This window comes from Trichothermofontia sp., from assembly GCF_053493415.1.
The window spans coordinates 1-13,701 of sequence record NZ_JBRCAD010000127.1; the positions used below are offsets into that span (position 1 = coordinate 1).

The 13,701-nt window shown below is 54.8% G+C and carries 14 protein-coding genes and 1 tRNA gene; 7 read left to right on the forward strand and 8 right to left on the reverse strand.

The window, feature by feature from the left end; all coding sequences use genetic code 11:
- The 3 genes from ACWIUF_RS11125 to ACWIUF_RS11135 form a co-directional block, all read left to right on the forward strand.
- A partial coding sequence (locus ACWIUF_RS11125) for a Tll0287-like domain-containing protein (RefSeq protein ID WP_448572435.1) occupies nucleotides 1-300 on the forward strand: 300 nt, incomplete at its 5' end.
- 29 nt (nucleotides 301-329) lie between these two features.
- Nucleotides 330-677 (forward strand): hypothetical protein, encoded by a 348-nt coding sequence (locus ACWIUF_RS11130; protein WP_448572436.1) that lies wholly within the window; start codon nucleotides 330-332, stop codon nucleotides 675-677.
- 177 nt (nucleotides 678-854) lie between these two features.
- On the forward strand, nucleotides 855-1,844 hold the full coding sequence (locus ACWIUF_RS11135) for an arsenic resistance protein (protein ID WP_448572437.1): 990 nt from the start codon (nucleotides 855-857) through the stop codon (nucleotides 1,842-1,844).
- Nucleotides 1,845-2,070: 226 nt separating this feature from the next.
- Here ACWIUF_RS11135 and ACWIUF_RS11140 read toward each other — a convergent pair.
- The 6 genes from ACWIUF_RS11140 to ACWIUF_RS11165 all read right to left on the reverse strand — a co-directional run bounded on the left by ACWIUF_RS11140 (nucleotide 2,071) and on the right by ACWIUF_RS11165 (nucleotide 7,160).
- A tRNA-Pro gene (locus ACWIUF_RS11140) sits at nucleotides 2,071-2,144 on the reverse strand.
- 86 nt (nucleotides 2,145-2,230) lie between these two features.
- A complete protein-coding gene (gene glgA, locus ACWIUF_RS11145) occupies nucleotides 2,231-3,703 on the reverse strand; it encodes a glycogen synthase GlgA (RefSeq protein ID WP_448572438.1) in 1,473 nt (490 codons plus the stop codon).
- A gap of 127 nt (nucleotides 3,704-3,830) precedes the next feature.
- A complete protein-coding gene (locus tag ACWIUF_RS11150; protein WP_448572439.1) occupies nucleotides 3,831-4,220 on the reverse strand; it encodes a hypothetical protein in 390 nt (129 codons plus the stop codon).
- Between the two features lie 36 nt (nucleotides 4,221-4,256).
- Entirely contained in the window at nucleotides 4,257-4,880 is a 624-nt protein-coding gene (locus tag ACWIUF_RS11155; protein ID WP_448572440.1) for a thylakoid membrane photosystem I accumulation factor, read from the reverse strand.
- 143 nt (nucleotides 4,881-5,023) lie between these two features.
- A complete protein-coding gene (locus ACWIUF_RS11160) occupies nucleotides 5,024-6,538 on the reverse strand; it encodes a DUF3370 domain-containing protein (protein ID WP_448572441.1) in 1,515 nt (504 codons plus the stop codon).
- Between the two features lie 13 nt (nucleotides 6,539-6,551).
- Nucleotides 6,552-7,160 carry a peptidase C15 gene (locus tag ACWIUF_RS11165; protein WP_448572442.1) on the reverse strand — a complete coding sequence of 203 codons (609 nt, stop codon included), beginning with the start codon at nucleotides 7,158-7,160 and terminating at the stop codon, nucleotides 6,552-6,554.
- Nucleotides 7,161-7,311: 151 nt separating this feature from the next.
- On the opposite strand from ACWIUF_RS11165, the gene ACWIUF_RS11170 reads away from it, so the two are divergent.
- Nucleotides 7,312-7,926: a hypothetical protein gene (locus tag ACWIUF_RS11170; RefSeq protein WP_448572443.1), complete on the forward strand. Its 615-nt coding sequence runs from the start codon at nucleotides 7,312-7,314 to the stop codon at nucleotides 7,924-7,926.
- A 9-nt stretch (nucleotides 7,927-7,935) separates the two neighbouring features.
- On the opposite strand, the gene ACWIUF_RS11175 is transcribed toward ACWIUF_RS11170, so the two are convergent.
- Nucleotides 7,936-8,394, reverse strand: coding sequence for a DUF6691 family protein (locus tag ACWIUF_RS11175; RefSeq protein ID WP_448572444.1), 459 nt, complete (start codon nucleotides 8,392-8,394; stop codon nucleotides 7,936-7,938).
- 61 nt (nucleotides 8,395-8,455) lie between these two features.
- Nucleotides 8,456-8,884, reverse strand: a complete 429-nt coding sequence (locus ACWIUF_RS11180; RefSeq protein WP_448572445.1) for a YeeE/YedE family protein — start codon at nucleotides 8,882-8,884, stop codon at nucleotides 8,456-8,458.
- A gap of 675 nt (nucleotides 8,885-9,559) precedes the next feature.
- Between ACWIUF_RS11180 and urtA the strand changes: the two genes are divergently transcribed.
- From urtA to urtC, 3 genes are all read left to right on the forward strand, one after another.
- The gene (urtA, locus tag ACWIUF_RS11185) at nucleotides 9,560-10,888 is read left to right on the forward strand and encodes an urea ABC transporter substrate-binding protein (RefSeq protein ID WP_448572446.1); all 1,329 of its coding nucleotides are present in this window, start codon (nucleotides 9,560-9,562) and stop codon (nucleotides 10,886-10,888) included.
- Between the two features lie 626 nt (nucleotides 10,889-11,514).
- Nucleotides 11,515-12,738 carry an ABC transporter permease subunit gene (locus ACWIUF_RS11190; RefSeq protein WP_448572448.1) on the forward strand — a complete coding sequence of 408 codons (1,224 nt, stop codon included), beginning with the start codon at nucleotides 11,515-11,517 and terminating at the stop codon, nucleotides 12,736-12,738.
- Nucleotides 12,739-12,774: 36 nt separating this feature from the next.
- Nucleotides 12,775-13,701, forward strand: a 927-nt coding sequence (urtC, locus tag ACWIUF_RS11195; RefSeq protein WP_448572447.1) for an urea ABC transporter permease subunit UrtC, incomplete at its 3' end; no start/stop codon positions are given.

The following is a 13,701-nucleotide window of genomic DNA, read 5'->3' on the forward strand; positions in this document are numbered from 1 at the left end:
GCCCCCGACACCCCCCATGCCCGCATGGCCCTGGCCCAGTTTGAGCAAAATCCAGAACGCATGGGCCTGTGGGAAAACGCCACCCTGGATGGTCAAACCGGCATCCGCTACTACCGCCGCATCAATGTCGAGGCCAGTTGCCTGGCCTGCCACGGCCAGCAAGATCGCCGCCCCCAGTTCGTTAAAGACAACTACCCCCAAGATTTGGCCTTTAACTTTAAGGTGGGCGACCTGCGCGGTATGTATGCGGTCTTTATTCCCGATGTGAAAGAGGCTATTCAAGGGGCTTTACAGCCCTAAGTCGTTATATCTTTTCGAGGAGAAATCCCATGACTGTACATTACGTCACCCATACCTTAAAAACTGGTGATATTACCATCATGGGTAATATTGCCAACACCGCCACGGTGACTGGAAAAACCATCACGCGCATTGGCGCTATTGAAGGGCAAGAGCAACAGCACCCCCCCGCCGTTCACGTCAATTTAGAGCTGGCTGAGGGAGAGGATCGGGGCTCCGTTGTACTTTCGCTGAGTCTGCCCGATGCCATCGAAATGGGCATTCAACTCGTGGCCATGGGCATCGAAAATAATCCTCACCCAGATGTTGAGGCTATGCGCGATCGCCTGACCCAGTTGGTCTCAGAGCTAGACCAGACCCTCCAGGTCTCCCGTTAAAGCATCTCCTAACAAACAGTCTTGCCAGGGGTGGGCAGTGCCCACCCTACTGTGACCGACCTCAACTGGCTTACCTCACCCGGTCGGGGAAATCGAGCTTGCTGTTGTAGGGGATTTTCTTACCCTGCACTCAAGTTAAGTACATTCCTAAAACCTATTTTTTTGAGAGCGTAGTCCATGTGGAAACTGCTAGAGCAAATTCAGAAAAACTTGATTTGGGCGATTCCAGCCTCAATGATCTTAGGTATCGTCGTGGGCTACATCACTAACCCAGCCCCCCTCAAGGCCCTGATCATTCCGCTCACCTTCCTCATGGTGTATCCCATGATGATTAACCTGCAAATTCAGAAGGTCTTTTCTGGGCAGGATTACAAACTTCAGATGGTGACTCAACTGATTAATTTCGCCGTGGTGCCCTTCTTTGCCTTTGGCCTGGGGCAGCTTTTCTTTGCCGATCGCCCCCTAATTGCCCTGGGCCTGCTGCTGGCCTCCCTGTTGCCCACCAGCGGCATGACCATTTCCTGGACGGGCTTTGCCAAAGGCAACCTGAATGCGGCAGTCAAAATGACCGTGATCGGCCTAATTTTGGGGTCTATCGCCACCCCCTTTTATGCCAAATGGTTGATGGGCGCAGCGATTGAAATTCCCCTAGCCGACATTTTCCGGCAGATTATGATCATTGTTTTTCTGCCTATGGGGTTGGGGGTGGCCACCCGTCTGCTGCTAATTCGCACGGCGGGGGCCGACAAATATCACAAGTCTCTCAAGCAAAAGTTCCCAGCCTTTTCAACCCTGGGGGTGTTAGGGGTGGTGTTTGTGGCCATGGCGCTCAAGGCCCAGGCTATTGTCGGCAATCCCATGATTTTGGCGTCGTTTTTGGTGCCCCTGGCGATTTTATACGCAGGCAATTTTGCCCTCAGTACCCTGGTGGGCAAGCTGCTGTTTAACCGGGGGGATGCGATCGCGCTGGTCTACGGCACAGTCATGCGTAACCTGTCCATTGCGCTGGCGATCGCCGTTACTGCCTTTGGCGGCGAACAGGGGTCCGAAATCGCCCTGATCATTGCGATGGCCTACATTATTCAAGTACAAGCCGCTGCCTGGTATGTGAAACTCACCGACAGAATCTTTGGCCCCGCTGAGCAAGCGCTGCCCCAAACCAGTTAGCGGTAGGCTGATCGCCTGATCAAGACAAACAGGTCGTCCCAAGCCACCCGGCCATTTGAGGTGTTACTGGTACCCCCAACCCCCCTTAGCGCTGCAACGCCAGTATCTCGACCTGTTGCGCATGGCCAGCCTAAGGTCCTAGGCAGTTTTGGACACTGCCTGGGCACGTAGGGGCCAATCACAGTTGCCTTTTCTCAGTCTGCAACCGTAATAGATTTTAGAAGAATCGGGATGACTGGATTCGAACCAGCGGCCCCTTCGTCCCGAACGAAGTGCGCTACCAAGCTGCGCTACATCCCGCGATCGCTGACTAACAGCGCTTGCCCATTATAACACCATTAGACCTCAACAGACCTCCGAGGTTTTGAAAACCTCGGAGGTCTGGGTTAAGCCTTAATAAACTCGTAGACTTCCTCGTAGCGATCGACCGGATCATGCCAGGAATAGTCGTAAGCCATGCCTTGCTGGGCTAATTCTTGGAATTCTTCTGGATAGTGGAACCACAGCCCGATCGCCCGGTCCATCGCCGACTCTAGGGCAAGATTATCGGTTTGGAAGAACACATACCCGTTGCGTTTTTCGGGGGGATGGGATTGGTCATAATCGCGATCGAAGACAGTATTCACGAGACCGCCCACTCCCCGCACGATCGGCACGGTACCATAGCGCAGCCCAATCATTTGGGTGAGACCACAGGGTTCAAAATTACTGGGTACCACAATCATATCCGCCCCCGCATAAATGAGGTGTGAAAGTTCCTCATTGAAACCTAATTCCAGGTGACAGTCAGGGTTATTATTCAGGAAATTCTTTTCATGCCAGAACCAACTATTAATTTTGGCATCCGTTGCAGACCCTAGTAAGACAAACTGTGCCCCTCGGTTCAAGGCATAGTAGATCGCATGGTGGACTAGATGCACCCCTTTCTGATCATCCAGGCGACCGATATAGGCCACAATCGGCTTTGGCTCATCCCGTAACAACAGGCGATCGCGCAACGCTTTACGATTTTTGGCCTTAATTTCAAAGGTTTCACTCGTGTAGTGGTGGGGAATATACACATCACTGGCCGGATTCCAAACATCGTGGTCGATTCCGTTCAGGATGCCGCCGAATTTAGACTGGTGAATTTCAAGAGTATGCCCTAACCCATAACCACAGGATTCATATCGAGCCTCCCAGGCATGATGTGGTGAAACGGTGTTCACGTAATTGGAGTAGACGATCCCTCCCTTCATAAAGTTAATGCCAAAGGGATTGAAGTTATCCCGCAGGCGATCGTAGCTAAAGTAATAGGGCGTATTACGAAGGCCCACGGCATTAAGGGAATCGGCTCCGGAAACTCCCTGGTGTTTGAAATTGTGGATCGTGTAGCAAACCCGCTGATGATCCATACCGTGCCATTTGTACATGTCGTAGAGCAGGACGGGCACAAGACCCGTTTGCCAATCGTGGCAGTGGAGGATATCGGGACGTTTGCCGCTCTTTAAGAGAAATTCCAATGCCGCCTTACTGAAGAAGGCAAACCGCATGTGGTCATCCTGTGATCCGTAGTAGTGGCCCCGATTGAAGAAGTTTTCGTTGGAGTGAGGTTGAATAAAGAAACATAACCGCCCATGCACCCAGCCACAAAAAACCGTCGTGTGAATGGCACCATTCCCCCAGGGCACCCACAGGTCGCGATAGGCTTCATGCAGGTTGTAGATATGGTCATAGCGCATACAGTCGTACATCGGCAGGATGATCTCAACGCAATGATCCCGTGTCTCTAATTCGCGGCTGAGGCCATAGACAACATCGCCAAGACCGCCAGCCTTGATGACAGGGGCGCATTCCGATGCGATCTGCACAATATACATACCCACTCCTGGCTTTACGAAAATTTAATTTTCTATATAATTTTCTACCATTTTTTGGAGAAAAATACTTATTGGGTCCACTGCCCAGGGGACGATCGCTCACCAGAGACGGACGATCTCACCCGACTCATCCTCGCCGTTCCGTTTCCTGGATATAGGACTCACCGAGTTCCTGACCAGCGATCGTGATGGTTTGATAACGGACCTCCCCCTGAATTTGGAGAGTATCGCCCACCGGGGGCAAGGGCGTCGAGGTCAACACCCAAATGCTACCGCTGGTGTCCTGAAGCCGATAGGCTCCCCCCTGGAGCAAGGGCGCAACTTCCATAACTTGGCCCCGCAGGTGGACTGTGGCTGGGGTCGATCGGGGTTGCTGCAGTTGGCTGATGGGGGTAATATCCCCTCGAGGGAAGTCCCGGAGGCCCTCCGCCTCCCCCCGTTGGGCCAGGTTACCGCAACTGAGCAACGCACCCATGAGGGCGATCGCACCCAGCAGCCCAGATAGCGATCGTTGCATCCTGGTTACTCCCCCTGACTTTGTGTCCCCGTTAGTCTAACTAGCCACCAGTTCCGTATTCAACTCATTGACAGGGCGGCGTTTCAATTCCACCGACTGCGATCGCGGTAATAGATCGAACACATCCCGCAGGACATCATCCACCTGCTCAAAGGGAATGATCCCACTTTCATTGAGGACCACCTTACCCGCCTGGTCAAACACCACCGTTTGCGGGACCCGTCCCCGGTAATAGTACTGGGGTTGGTTGGGATCACGGGTCGCCTCGGTGGGCAGAGAATCCACATTGATCGGGATCAGGTCGGCAGCTCGGCCATAAAATGCCTGGAGTTGCGAGAGCACGGAAGCGTACTGCTTACAATCGCGGCTATCTTCCAGGTAGAGCATCATAATCGTGGCTCGATCAGCCCGTTGCCGGGATTGTTGCAGCGTCACACGCGGGGGCACCAGGGAGCCATTCCCGGCATAGAGGGCAAAGATGTTGCCATCAAAGCGATCGTCGTTCAGGCCGGCCAAAGCTGGCGGACATAGGGTCAAATTAACCACCGTGAGGGCAATGGCCAGCAGGCTCAGGGGCAGGATGCGAGCGATCGCCCACTGCCCATACTGCCAGAAGCGAGTCCAGATTGGCGGGTTGCCTTCCACCCAACAATTGGTCATGAGGTTCTTTACTTCCGCGTAAACAAGGATTTCGATCTATTTTGCTATTTTGTCGCCAACGGATCTATCGCCAACGGGTCGGTTGCCAGCGAGTTGGTTGGCAACCGGTCTGGCGCCAACAGGCCTGTCGTCAGCGACCAACCCTACTGAATGGGCAGATCACGACTACCCAGCAAATCCCGTGAGCTATCCAGGGTTCGGACAGTTAACACCTGCGGCGGCGTGGCATCCGGTGGATAGACACAGTCAACTTCGACTAAGCGTTTTTCTCCCTTACCCAGGTTTAACGACAACAGCGGTGCGCCCTCTTCCCCCCGTCGCTGGACCACGTGTACATACTGGGTCAACCGCCGATTATTCTCATCCTGGTAACGAATGCGCACGGTCCCCCGGAAAAAGATGCGGGACTCTGGTGGCTCAAAGAAACGCAAACCCGTCTTGGGCGGGTCGTCCTCCTTAATGGGCGTCTCTAAAGCCACCTCAACCATCTGATCTTGGCTTGTGGTATTGACCAACGGCAGGGTTAGGGAATACTGCACGCCATAGTTACCGTGGGCTTGATAAGCCGTATCAGGATAACGGGCCAACATCGGCGCACTTTGAACTTGACCCGTTCCCCAGGTTCCCCTAGGCAGTAGGCTGAGGCCGTAGGAAAAGGCCCGTCCGGGTTGGGGAATACTAAGCTGGTCCGCATTGGGGGCATCCGTTAAGCGGGCTACCCAACGCGACCCCTGTGACACCCCCGCAACCCGGCCATAAAATAAGCGGGTGGGATTGGTATCGGGAGAAGAGGGGGGAATATCCCTCGGTTGCACGAGGGGACTGGATACCAACAGCGTTTTCCATTCATCCAGGACCGGAAACCGTTCCGTGCCATCCGCATTGAGCGGGGCAAACATGGCCAGATTGGCTACATACACCGGGCCATCGCTCTGTAGGCGGATCAGGGTTGTTCGGCCATTGGAGGAGGGCACAACTTTCCCCGTGGGGATGGGCAGGTTAATCAAGACATGACTGCCCTGAGGCTCTAGCTGGATGGCTGTCGGCCATGCCCCCCGCCGCCGTCCCCGCAAAATGTCGCTGCTCACCCGGCTACCGGGTCCGGCAAAGACGTTCCCTAGGCGATTGTCTAAATAGGGGGGGAGTTCGACAAATAGGGCATCGGGCCGGGTAAGATAGCTGGCGGCCTCCAGGATGCGCACCTCAACCGGCTTATCGCTGGCATTGTGCAGCAGCAGCCCCTGAAACAGGGTACGGGTTTCGCTAGGGGTCCTAGCGCGGGCAATGTGGTGGGAGAAAATATCGAACCGCCCCTCAAAGGGAAAATTGAGGTGAGCCGCTGGATTCGCCATGCCCGTTGGGGGAAAGGTGGACAGCAGAATCCCCTCGCTTTTGACAATTTCCGGGCTGTTGCTGTTAAAGACCGGTACTTCGTCTAGATCGCCCGGTAAGGGGCGAATCTCAATCGGACGGACGATCGCGACGGGTTGAGCGGGTTGGGTTGGAATCGTAATTTCGGGTTGGGGATGGGCATCCGGTGGACCGAGTTGGGGAGCCACAACGGGGGGTGCTAGGGTCCGCGAGATGGGCACAGCCTCCTGCGCCGTTACGGGCAGTGTCGTCTGGGCAAGCGTGAGGGTGAACAGAAGTGGAAGCATGGTTCAAGAACAGCTAGCAGGTGACGAGACTCTGTAGTCGGTGCAGAATGGTTAAAAAATCAGTCACAATCGGGTCTTGGTTATCCGGGTGCAATACAGGTATATGTACAAATATACAATGGCCTGTTGCACCAACGGGAATTTCAGGTCGCTTAGCGCGATCGGCGGCAGACTGGGTTTGACCTGAGGGCGTCGCATTGGCCTGCGGAGCCGGGATGGGATTCGTGCGTAGATAGTGCAAAACGGAATAGTAAAGGTGGTTACAGACAAAGCGACCTGCATCCTGGCTAAGCCGGGTCAGGCGTAGGTCAGTCAGGAGCGCGGTGCAATCGATCGTGGTGGTTAAGATGGTCTCTTCCCTGACGGCTTGGGTTTCTATACTCACGTGATCCCGATCTTCAGCCATGCCACAACAGACCACGATCGCCGGTCGTAGCCTTGCGATCGTGGCCAGTACTTGGGCCGGGGCTAGCTCAAAGTCTACGGGTACTTGACGGAGCAAATGGTGCGAGTTCTGGAGCCAGTGATTTTGCACCAGAATTTCGAGCAGATCGTCGGAGGAATTAGAGGTTTGCTCAGCTTTCCAGGTGGTGAAAGATGTTAACAGAATCGAGTGGGCCATTGGGTTGTCATGGGGAATATTTGGGTGGGCTATCTTTGACGATGTTTACCGCCTTTTTCCCATTCCCGGTGGTCGTGAAGACAACAAAAAGTTTATAGAAGGGGACTGGATTATTCGGTACGCTAGAAGTAACCAACCTGGTACTGTTGCAATGCCCTTCCCCCCTCTGCATGACGCCGCTTTGCGCCTGGGATTCGCTACCGCTGCCCTCGCCCTCCTGTCCACCCCCGCCATCGCCCAAGTGCCCGGTGAACGCTTGGGATTTCCTATCGTCCCCCAACATCAGGAGGATCGTCTGGTCTGTTTTATGAAGACCGAGCGGGGTGAACTTATCGACCTCGGGGTTTTTTGTATTTCCGATACCCCCGTGGCAGCAACCGCAGGGGAACCCGTCTTGGGAACAGGAGATGTGCAAACCACCCTCCGCTGGGCGACGATCGATGACCTTGACCTTGCTGTCACCGATCCCCAGGGCCAAACAGTGTCCTACATGAACCGCAGTGTTCCCTCCGGGGGGACCTTAGATGTGGATGCCAACGCTGGCTGTTCTGAACAACGCACCAACCCCGTCGAAAATGTTTTCTGGCCCCCTAATGGCGGTGTCCCAGGGAACTACGTTGCCCAAGTTAACCTCTTTAGCCGCTGTCGGCCCGAACGGGGCCCCATACCCTTCCGGTTAAGAATTTTAGTCAAAGGACAGGTGCAGGATCTGGAAGGGACCGTAGATGACGGTAACCAGACTGTGACTTTCCCCTTTTCGCTCTAGGGCATCGCCTCACTCTGACTGGGAAGCTTGGGAAGCGGCGGCTCGCGGCTCGCGCCGTTGACCGAGATACCACTGACCTGCCCAGGAACCAACCAGGAAGGCCAGGATAAACAGCACCGGGTTGGCAATCCCTAACACCCATGCCGTAATCCCTGGTCCTGGACAATAGCCCGCAATGCCCCAACCAATGCCAAAGATCGCAGCACCGATCACTAGGGGCCAATCAATATCATTCCTGGTCGGGACGTAGAAGCGATCAGCCAACCAGGGGTGGGGTAACGACAAAATAAACCGAAAGGTAATCACTGTCACCGCGACTGCCCCCAGTAGCACAAATAGTAATGTGGGGTCCCAAACCCCGGTGACATCCAGGAAGCCGAGGACGCGATCGCGATCGATCATTTGGGAAATCCCTAACCCTAGGCCAAATAGGACACCCGTTACTAGGACCACTAAGTTTGCTTTCATGTTGGTATTCATGGCATTCTCACCGCACCTGACTTGACCCCATCCTAATCAACTGCAGCGCTCAAAGCGTTAACAATAGGACATGACGGACAATAAAAACGGTGATCATGGCCGTCGTCAAAAAGGTCAGCACTGCCACCAGCGATCGCACCGACAACCGTCCCAGGCCACACACCCCGTGCCCACTTGTACACCCATTCCCCAAGCGGGTCCCCAAGCCTACGAGAATCCCCCCCCCGATCATTGCGCCAGGGGCAAAGGTTGAGTGGGGGGTTGGTTGCGGTGCCAGGACATACTCATACAGTGCGCCTCCGAGCACCATGCCCAGAAGAAATAACCATCGCCAACGTTCCGCCTTCGCGAAGGTCATCGCCCCATTAATCATGCCGCTAATACCGGCAATGCGACCGTTAAAGGCCAACAGAAGCGTCGCACTCACGCCAATCAGAATCCCTCCACTCAAGGCGGTTACCCAGTTAAATGCTACCATCCTTCACCTCACCGACTTGCCTCGTCTACAACTGCTCACAGATGCGTCTCTTGTCGGATAACCCGGTATATCGACCGGTGGACGCTCCCTGTTTTATCGATGTCTTTGCTATTTTCATGCCATCCCCTGGAAACACAGGCGAAACGTCAGATAATTCTTAGCAACAGTTGATGGTTGTTAACACTCACCCCTGCTATCCATGCTTAACCCCTTCGGATATCGTCTAGATTGGCACATTCCTGGCTGGTAATCCAGGTGAACCCCGCGATCGCCCTCGCCGTCTCCAGGATTTTTTTGTATTCTAGAACACATTATTGCCGGGGGTCAGGTCGTAATCTGGCTTTGATTCTGGCGTATCGTTCAGGTTAGCGATCGGCTGGCTGGTTTAGCAGACTGCAATAGCCATCGTGTGCTCCCCCCGGAGTATGGGATTGGTTAATTGCGTTGCCCCATGTAATCTGTGATGGCGTTCAGCCCTTATAGATCAGCCAATGGGTAGAGCAGCCAATTGGTGAGCCAAACCCACGATCGCTGACAGGATCAAAACAGTTCCTCTCATAGTTGGGGGTTAGGCCAGCCGACCAGAAACAGACATCTACAGGACCGCTGTCGGTGTCGCTGCATTAACCCAACGGCAACTGTTCAAAAGCTGATTTTAAGGATCACGGTGGTAGCATGGCAACGCGCTTCGATCGACGGAAATTTTTGGTATACGGCTCAGCGACGCTAGGCACGAGTCTACTGCTCAAAGCCTGTGGCGGGGGGACCGAACCCACCAGTAGCCCCAGCCCGGAAGCCGCCTCACCTGAGGCTTCCCCCGTGGCATCAGGCGGTGGTGACACGATTAAGGTGGGGATTTTACACTCCCTCAGCGGCACGATGGCGATTAGTGAGACCACCGTGGTTGAAGCGGAGAAACTCGCGATTAAGGAAATTAACGAGGCTGGCGGCGTTCTCGGCAAACAAATCGAGGCCGTGGTTGAAGATGGAGCCTCCGACTGGCCTACCTTCGCGGAAAAAGCCACCAAGTTGATTGACCAGGACAAGGTGGTGACGGTCTTCGGGTGCTGGACCTCGGCTAGCCGCAAGGCGGTGTTGCCGGTGTTTGAGTCCAAGAACCATATGCTCTGGTATCCGGTCCAGTATGAGGGCCAGGAATGCTCGAAGAATATCTTCTACACGGGGGCTGCCCCGAACCAACAGATCGAACCCGCTGTGCAGTGGTTGTTGGACAACAAGGGCAAGCAATTCTTCCTGGTGGGGTCCGACTACGTGTTCCCGCGCACGGCCAACACGATTATTAAGGAGCAACTCAAGGCCCTGGGTGGTGAAACCGTGGGTGAGGACTATCTCCCCTTGGGTAACACGGAAGTGACTCCGATTATCACCAAGATCAAGGCGGCCCTGCCCGATGGTGGGGTGATCTTCAACAGCCTGAACGGGGACAGCAACGTGGCCTTCTTCAAGCAACTGCAAGGGGCTGGTCTCACCCCCGACAAGTACCCGGTGATGTCGGTCAGTATTGCGGAAGAAGAAGTCCGCCAGATCGGTAAGGAGTTCCTGATTGGTCACTATGCGGCGTGGAACTACTTCCAAACCGTGGACACCCCAGAGAACAAGACGTGGGTAGAAGCCTTCCGTAAGGAATACGGGGCCGATCGCGTTACCAATGACCCGATGGAAGCCGCCTACATCATGGTGTACCTGTGGAAGCAGGCGGTGGAAAAGGCTGGAACGGCAGATGACCTTGAAGCTGTGCGGGCGGCGGCGATCGGTCAGGAGATGGCTGCTCCGGAAGGGCCGGTGAAGATGCAACCGAACCACCACATCTCGAAGACGGTGCGGATTGGTCAGGTACGGGATGACGGGCTGTTTGATATCGTCTGGGCTACGGATGGCCCTGTTGATCCCCTGCCCTGGAACCAGTTCGTGCCCGACACTAAGGGCTACGCTTGCGACTGGACCGATCCGGCTAAGGGTGAGAGGTTCAAAGTCGAAGCCTAGGGTTTCGCACGGCGGCGAGGTCACTGCTCTGCGGCCCGAATTGTGGGTGTCGTGAATGGGTGTCGTGGATGTAGGTTGGGTAGAACAGGGTGAGACCTAGTAGTTCTCGTGGGTTGTTGGGTCTCGTGAACTCGACACCAACCTACGCCCATCACCCATACCCAGTCTCCCGTTGGGATCACCATCCATCTTTCCTGGGAGAGTGGACTGGGGGACCATATTTCTAAAGTTTTTTCAACTGAATTTATTGACGATTTAATTGCTTCAACTAACCCGTTGCTCATGGGAAATAGGGAATAGGGAATAGAAGGTGGGCTAGCCGTTCTCAGAGACTCAATACAATACTTGGGCAATCACTTGATCTGGGTGACGCAGACTTATTAACTTGAACTTAATGTCGATCCTGTTCAATTATCTCAGAACGATCGAATTGGATAGGATGCCTCGTGAGTCATATTAATTTTTTGGACATGGCTTGGATTGAATTGGGGAGAGCCGATTCTTGGCTGACTCGCTTCCACCTGTTTTTGCTTATTTAAGCCAACGATAAATACGCTGACGATAGGTTTTGACTCTGGGTTGACTATTCATACTGGACGCTGGATCGAGGCAAGCACGTGCAACAGATATTACAGGGATTATTCGACGGCATTTTTAACGGGGTGAGTATTGGGTCGGTGTTATTGCTGGCGGCCTTGGGACTCGCGATCGTCTTTGGCCTCATGGGGGTGATTAACCTGGCCCACGGTGAGTTAATGATGCTGGGGGCCTATACTACCTTCGTGGTTCAGAATGTGGCGAAAGCCTGGTTACCGGCCTATGAACCCTCGGAACAAGCGGGGTTTGTGGGTAATAGCTTCAAATTTCTGATCAGTCAGGAAATGTATATTTTCTATGCCCTGATCGCGGCCTTTATTGTGACCGCACTTGTAGGGTTAGCGCTGGAACGGGGGGTGATTCGCTTTCTCTATGGACGACCCCTGGAAACGCTGCTGGCCACCTGGGGGGTGAGTCTGATCCTGCGTCAGTTTGTTCGCAGTGCCAATACGCTGCTGGCGATCGCGATCGTCCTCTTCTGTCTTCTTTTCTTGGGCGGCTGGTGGATCTTGGCCCGTCGCCTCGACTGGGAGCGCATTCGCGGTTGGGCACTGACGATTCTGTTTGTTCTGTCATTGGGGATTGTGACCACGGCGGGCATCCTCATGGCCCGGGCACCCAAGTTAACCCAACTCTGGTTTGGCACCCGCAATATTGATGTGACGGCTCCCGCCTGGTTACGGGGCGGCATCCCCGTGGGCACCCTGCAACTGCCCTATGCGCGGCTGTTCATTATGGCGCTGACTATCCTCTGTCTCCTGGGGATTTATGCCTTCCTACAACGGTCAACCTGGGGGCTGAAAATTCGCGCTGTCACCCAGAACCGCAGTATGAGCGCCTGTCTGGGGATTCCCACTGCCGTGGTGGATGCCCTCACCTTTGCCCTGGGGTCCGGTCTGGCGGGGATTGCCGGGTGTGCGGTGACGCTCTTGGGATCAGTCGGGCCAAATTTGGGCGCGAACTATATTGTTGATGCCTTCATGGTGGTGGTCGTGGGGGGGGTCGGCAAACTCATCGGTACAGTGGTGGCCTCGTTGATGATTGGCACGGTGACCTACCTGATTGGGTCGGGTACCATCGCCCTGATTTTGACCAACCTCCAGGTGGCCGCCCTACAACCGCTGGTGGATTTTTTCACCTTCTTTGCGACCACGAGCATGGCCAAGGTGATGGTGTTCGCCTTGATTATTGCCTTCTTGCAATTCCGTCCCGCTGGATTATTCCCGCAGAAGGGACGCATGGTGGATGCGTAGGTTCAGGGTGCTGAGGTTAATGCTGAGGGAGCAGATATGGCTGTAGTAGATTCGGCGATCGTGAACCCAGGCGGCAAACGCAACCCCAAGCGTGCCCTGTTGATCGAAGCCGCGATCGTGTTGGCGATCGCCCTGGTGCTGATCCTGATCCTCCCCCTGTTACTATCAGGCTTCCGGATCAAGTTGCTGGGTCGGTTCCTGTCGCTAGCGATCGTGGCCTTGGGGATTGATTTGATTTGGGGCTACACCGGCCTCCTGAGCCTGGGGCATGGCATTTTCTTTGCCCTAGGGGGGTATGCCTTTGCCATGTACCTGCAATTGCAGCTACCCGATGGACGCATCCCGGAATTTTTCAGCCTGTATGGGGTGCAGGACTTGCCCTGGTTCTGGGAGCCGTTTTATTCCTTCCCGTTTACGCTGCTGGCGATCGTCCTCATCCCAATGGGGGTGGCGGGATTGCTGGGATACCTGGTGTTTCGGAATCGTATCCGGGGGGTCTATTTCTCAATTCTGACCCAGGCGGCCTTAGTCGTCTTTTTCAACTTCTTCAACGGCCAGCAAAAGCTGATCAATGGCACCAACGGCCTCAAGACGGATACCTCAACCCTCTTTGGTTTCCAGGTGGGCACCCCCCAAGTGCAATTTGTCTTCTATGTACTGACGGTGGTCTTCCTGGTCTTGATGTATGCCCTTTGTCGTTGGCTGACCAGTGGTCGCTTTGGCCGTATGTTGGTTGCCATCCGGGATGACGAAAGCCGCGTGCGCTTCTCTGGCTATAACCCCACCAGTTTTAAGGTCCTGGTTTTTGCCGTGTCGGGCGCGATCGCGGGCATTTCCGGCGCACTCTACACGGTGCAATCGGGGATTGTCTCACCCCAATATATGGACATTGCCTTCTCGATCGAGATGGTGATCTGGGTCGCGGTGGGCGGTCGGGCAACGCTGGCGGGGGCGGTGCTGGGG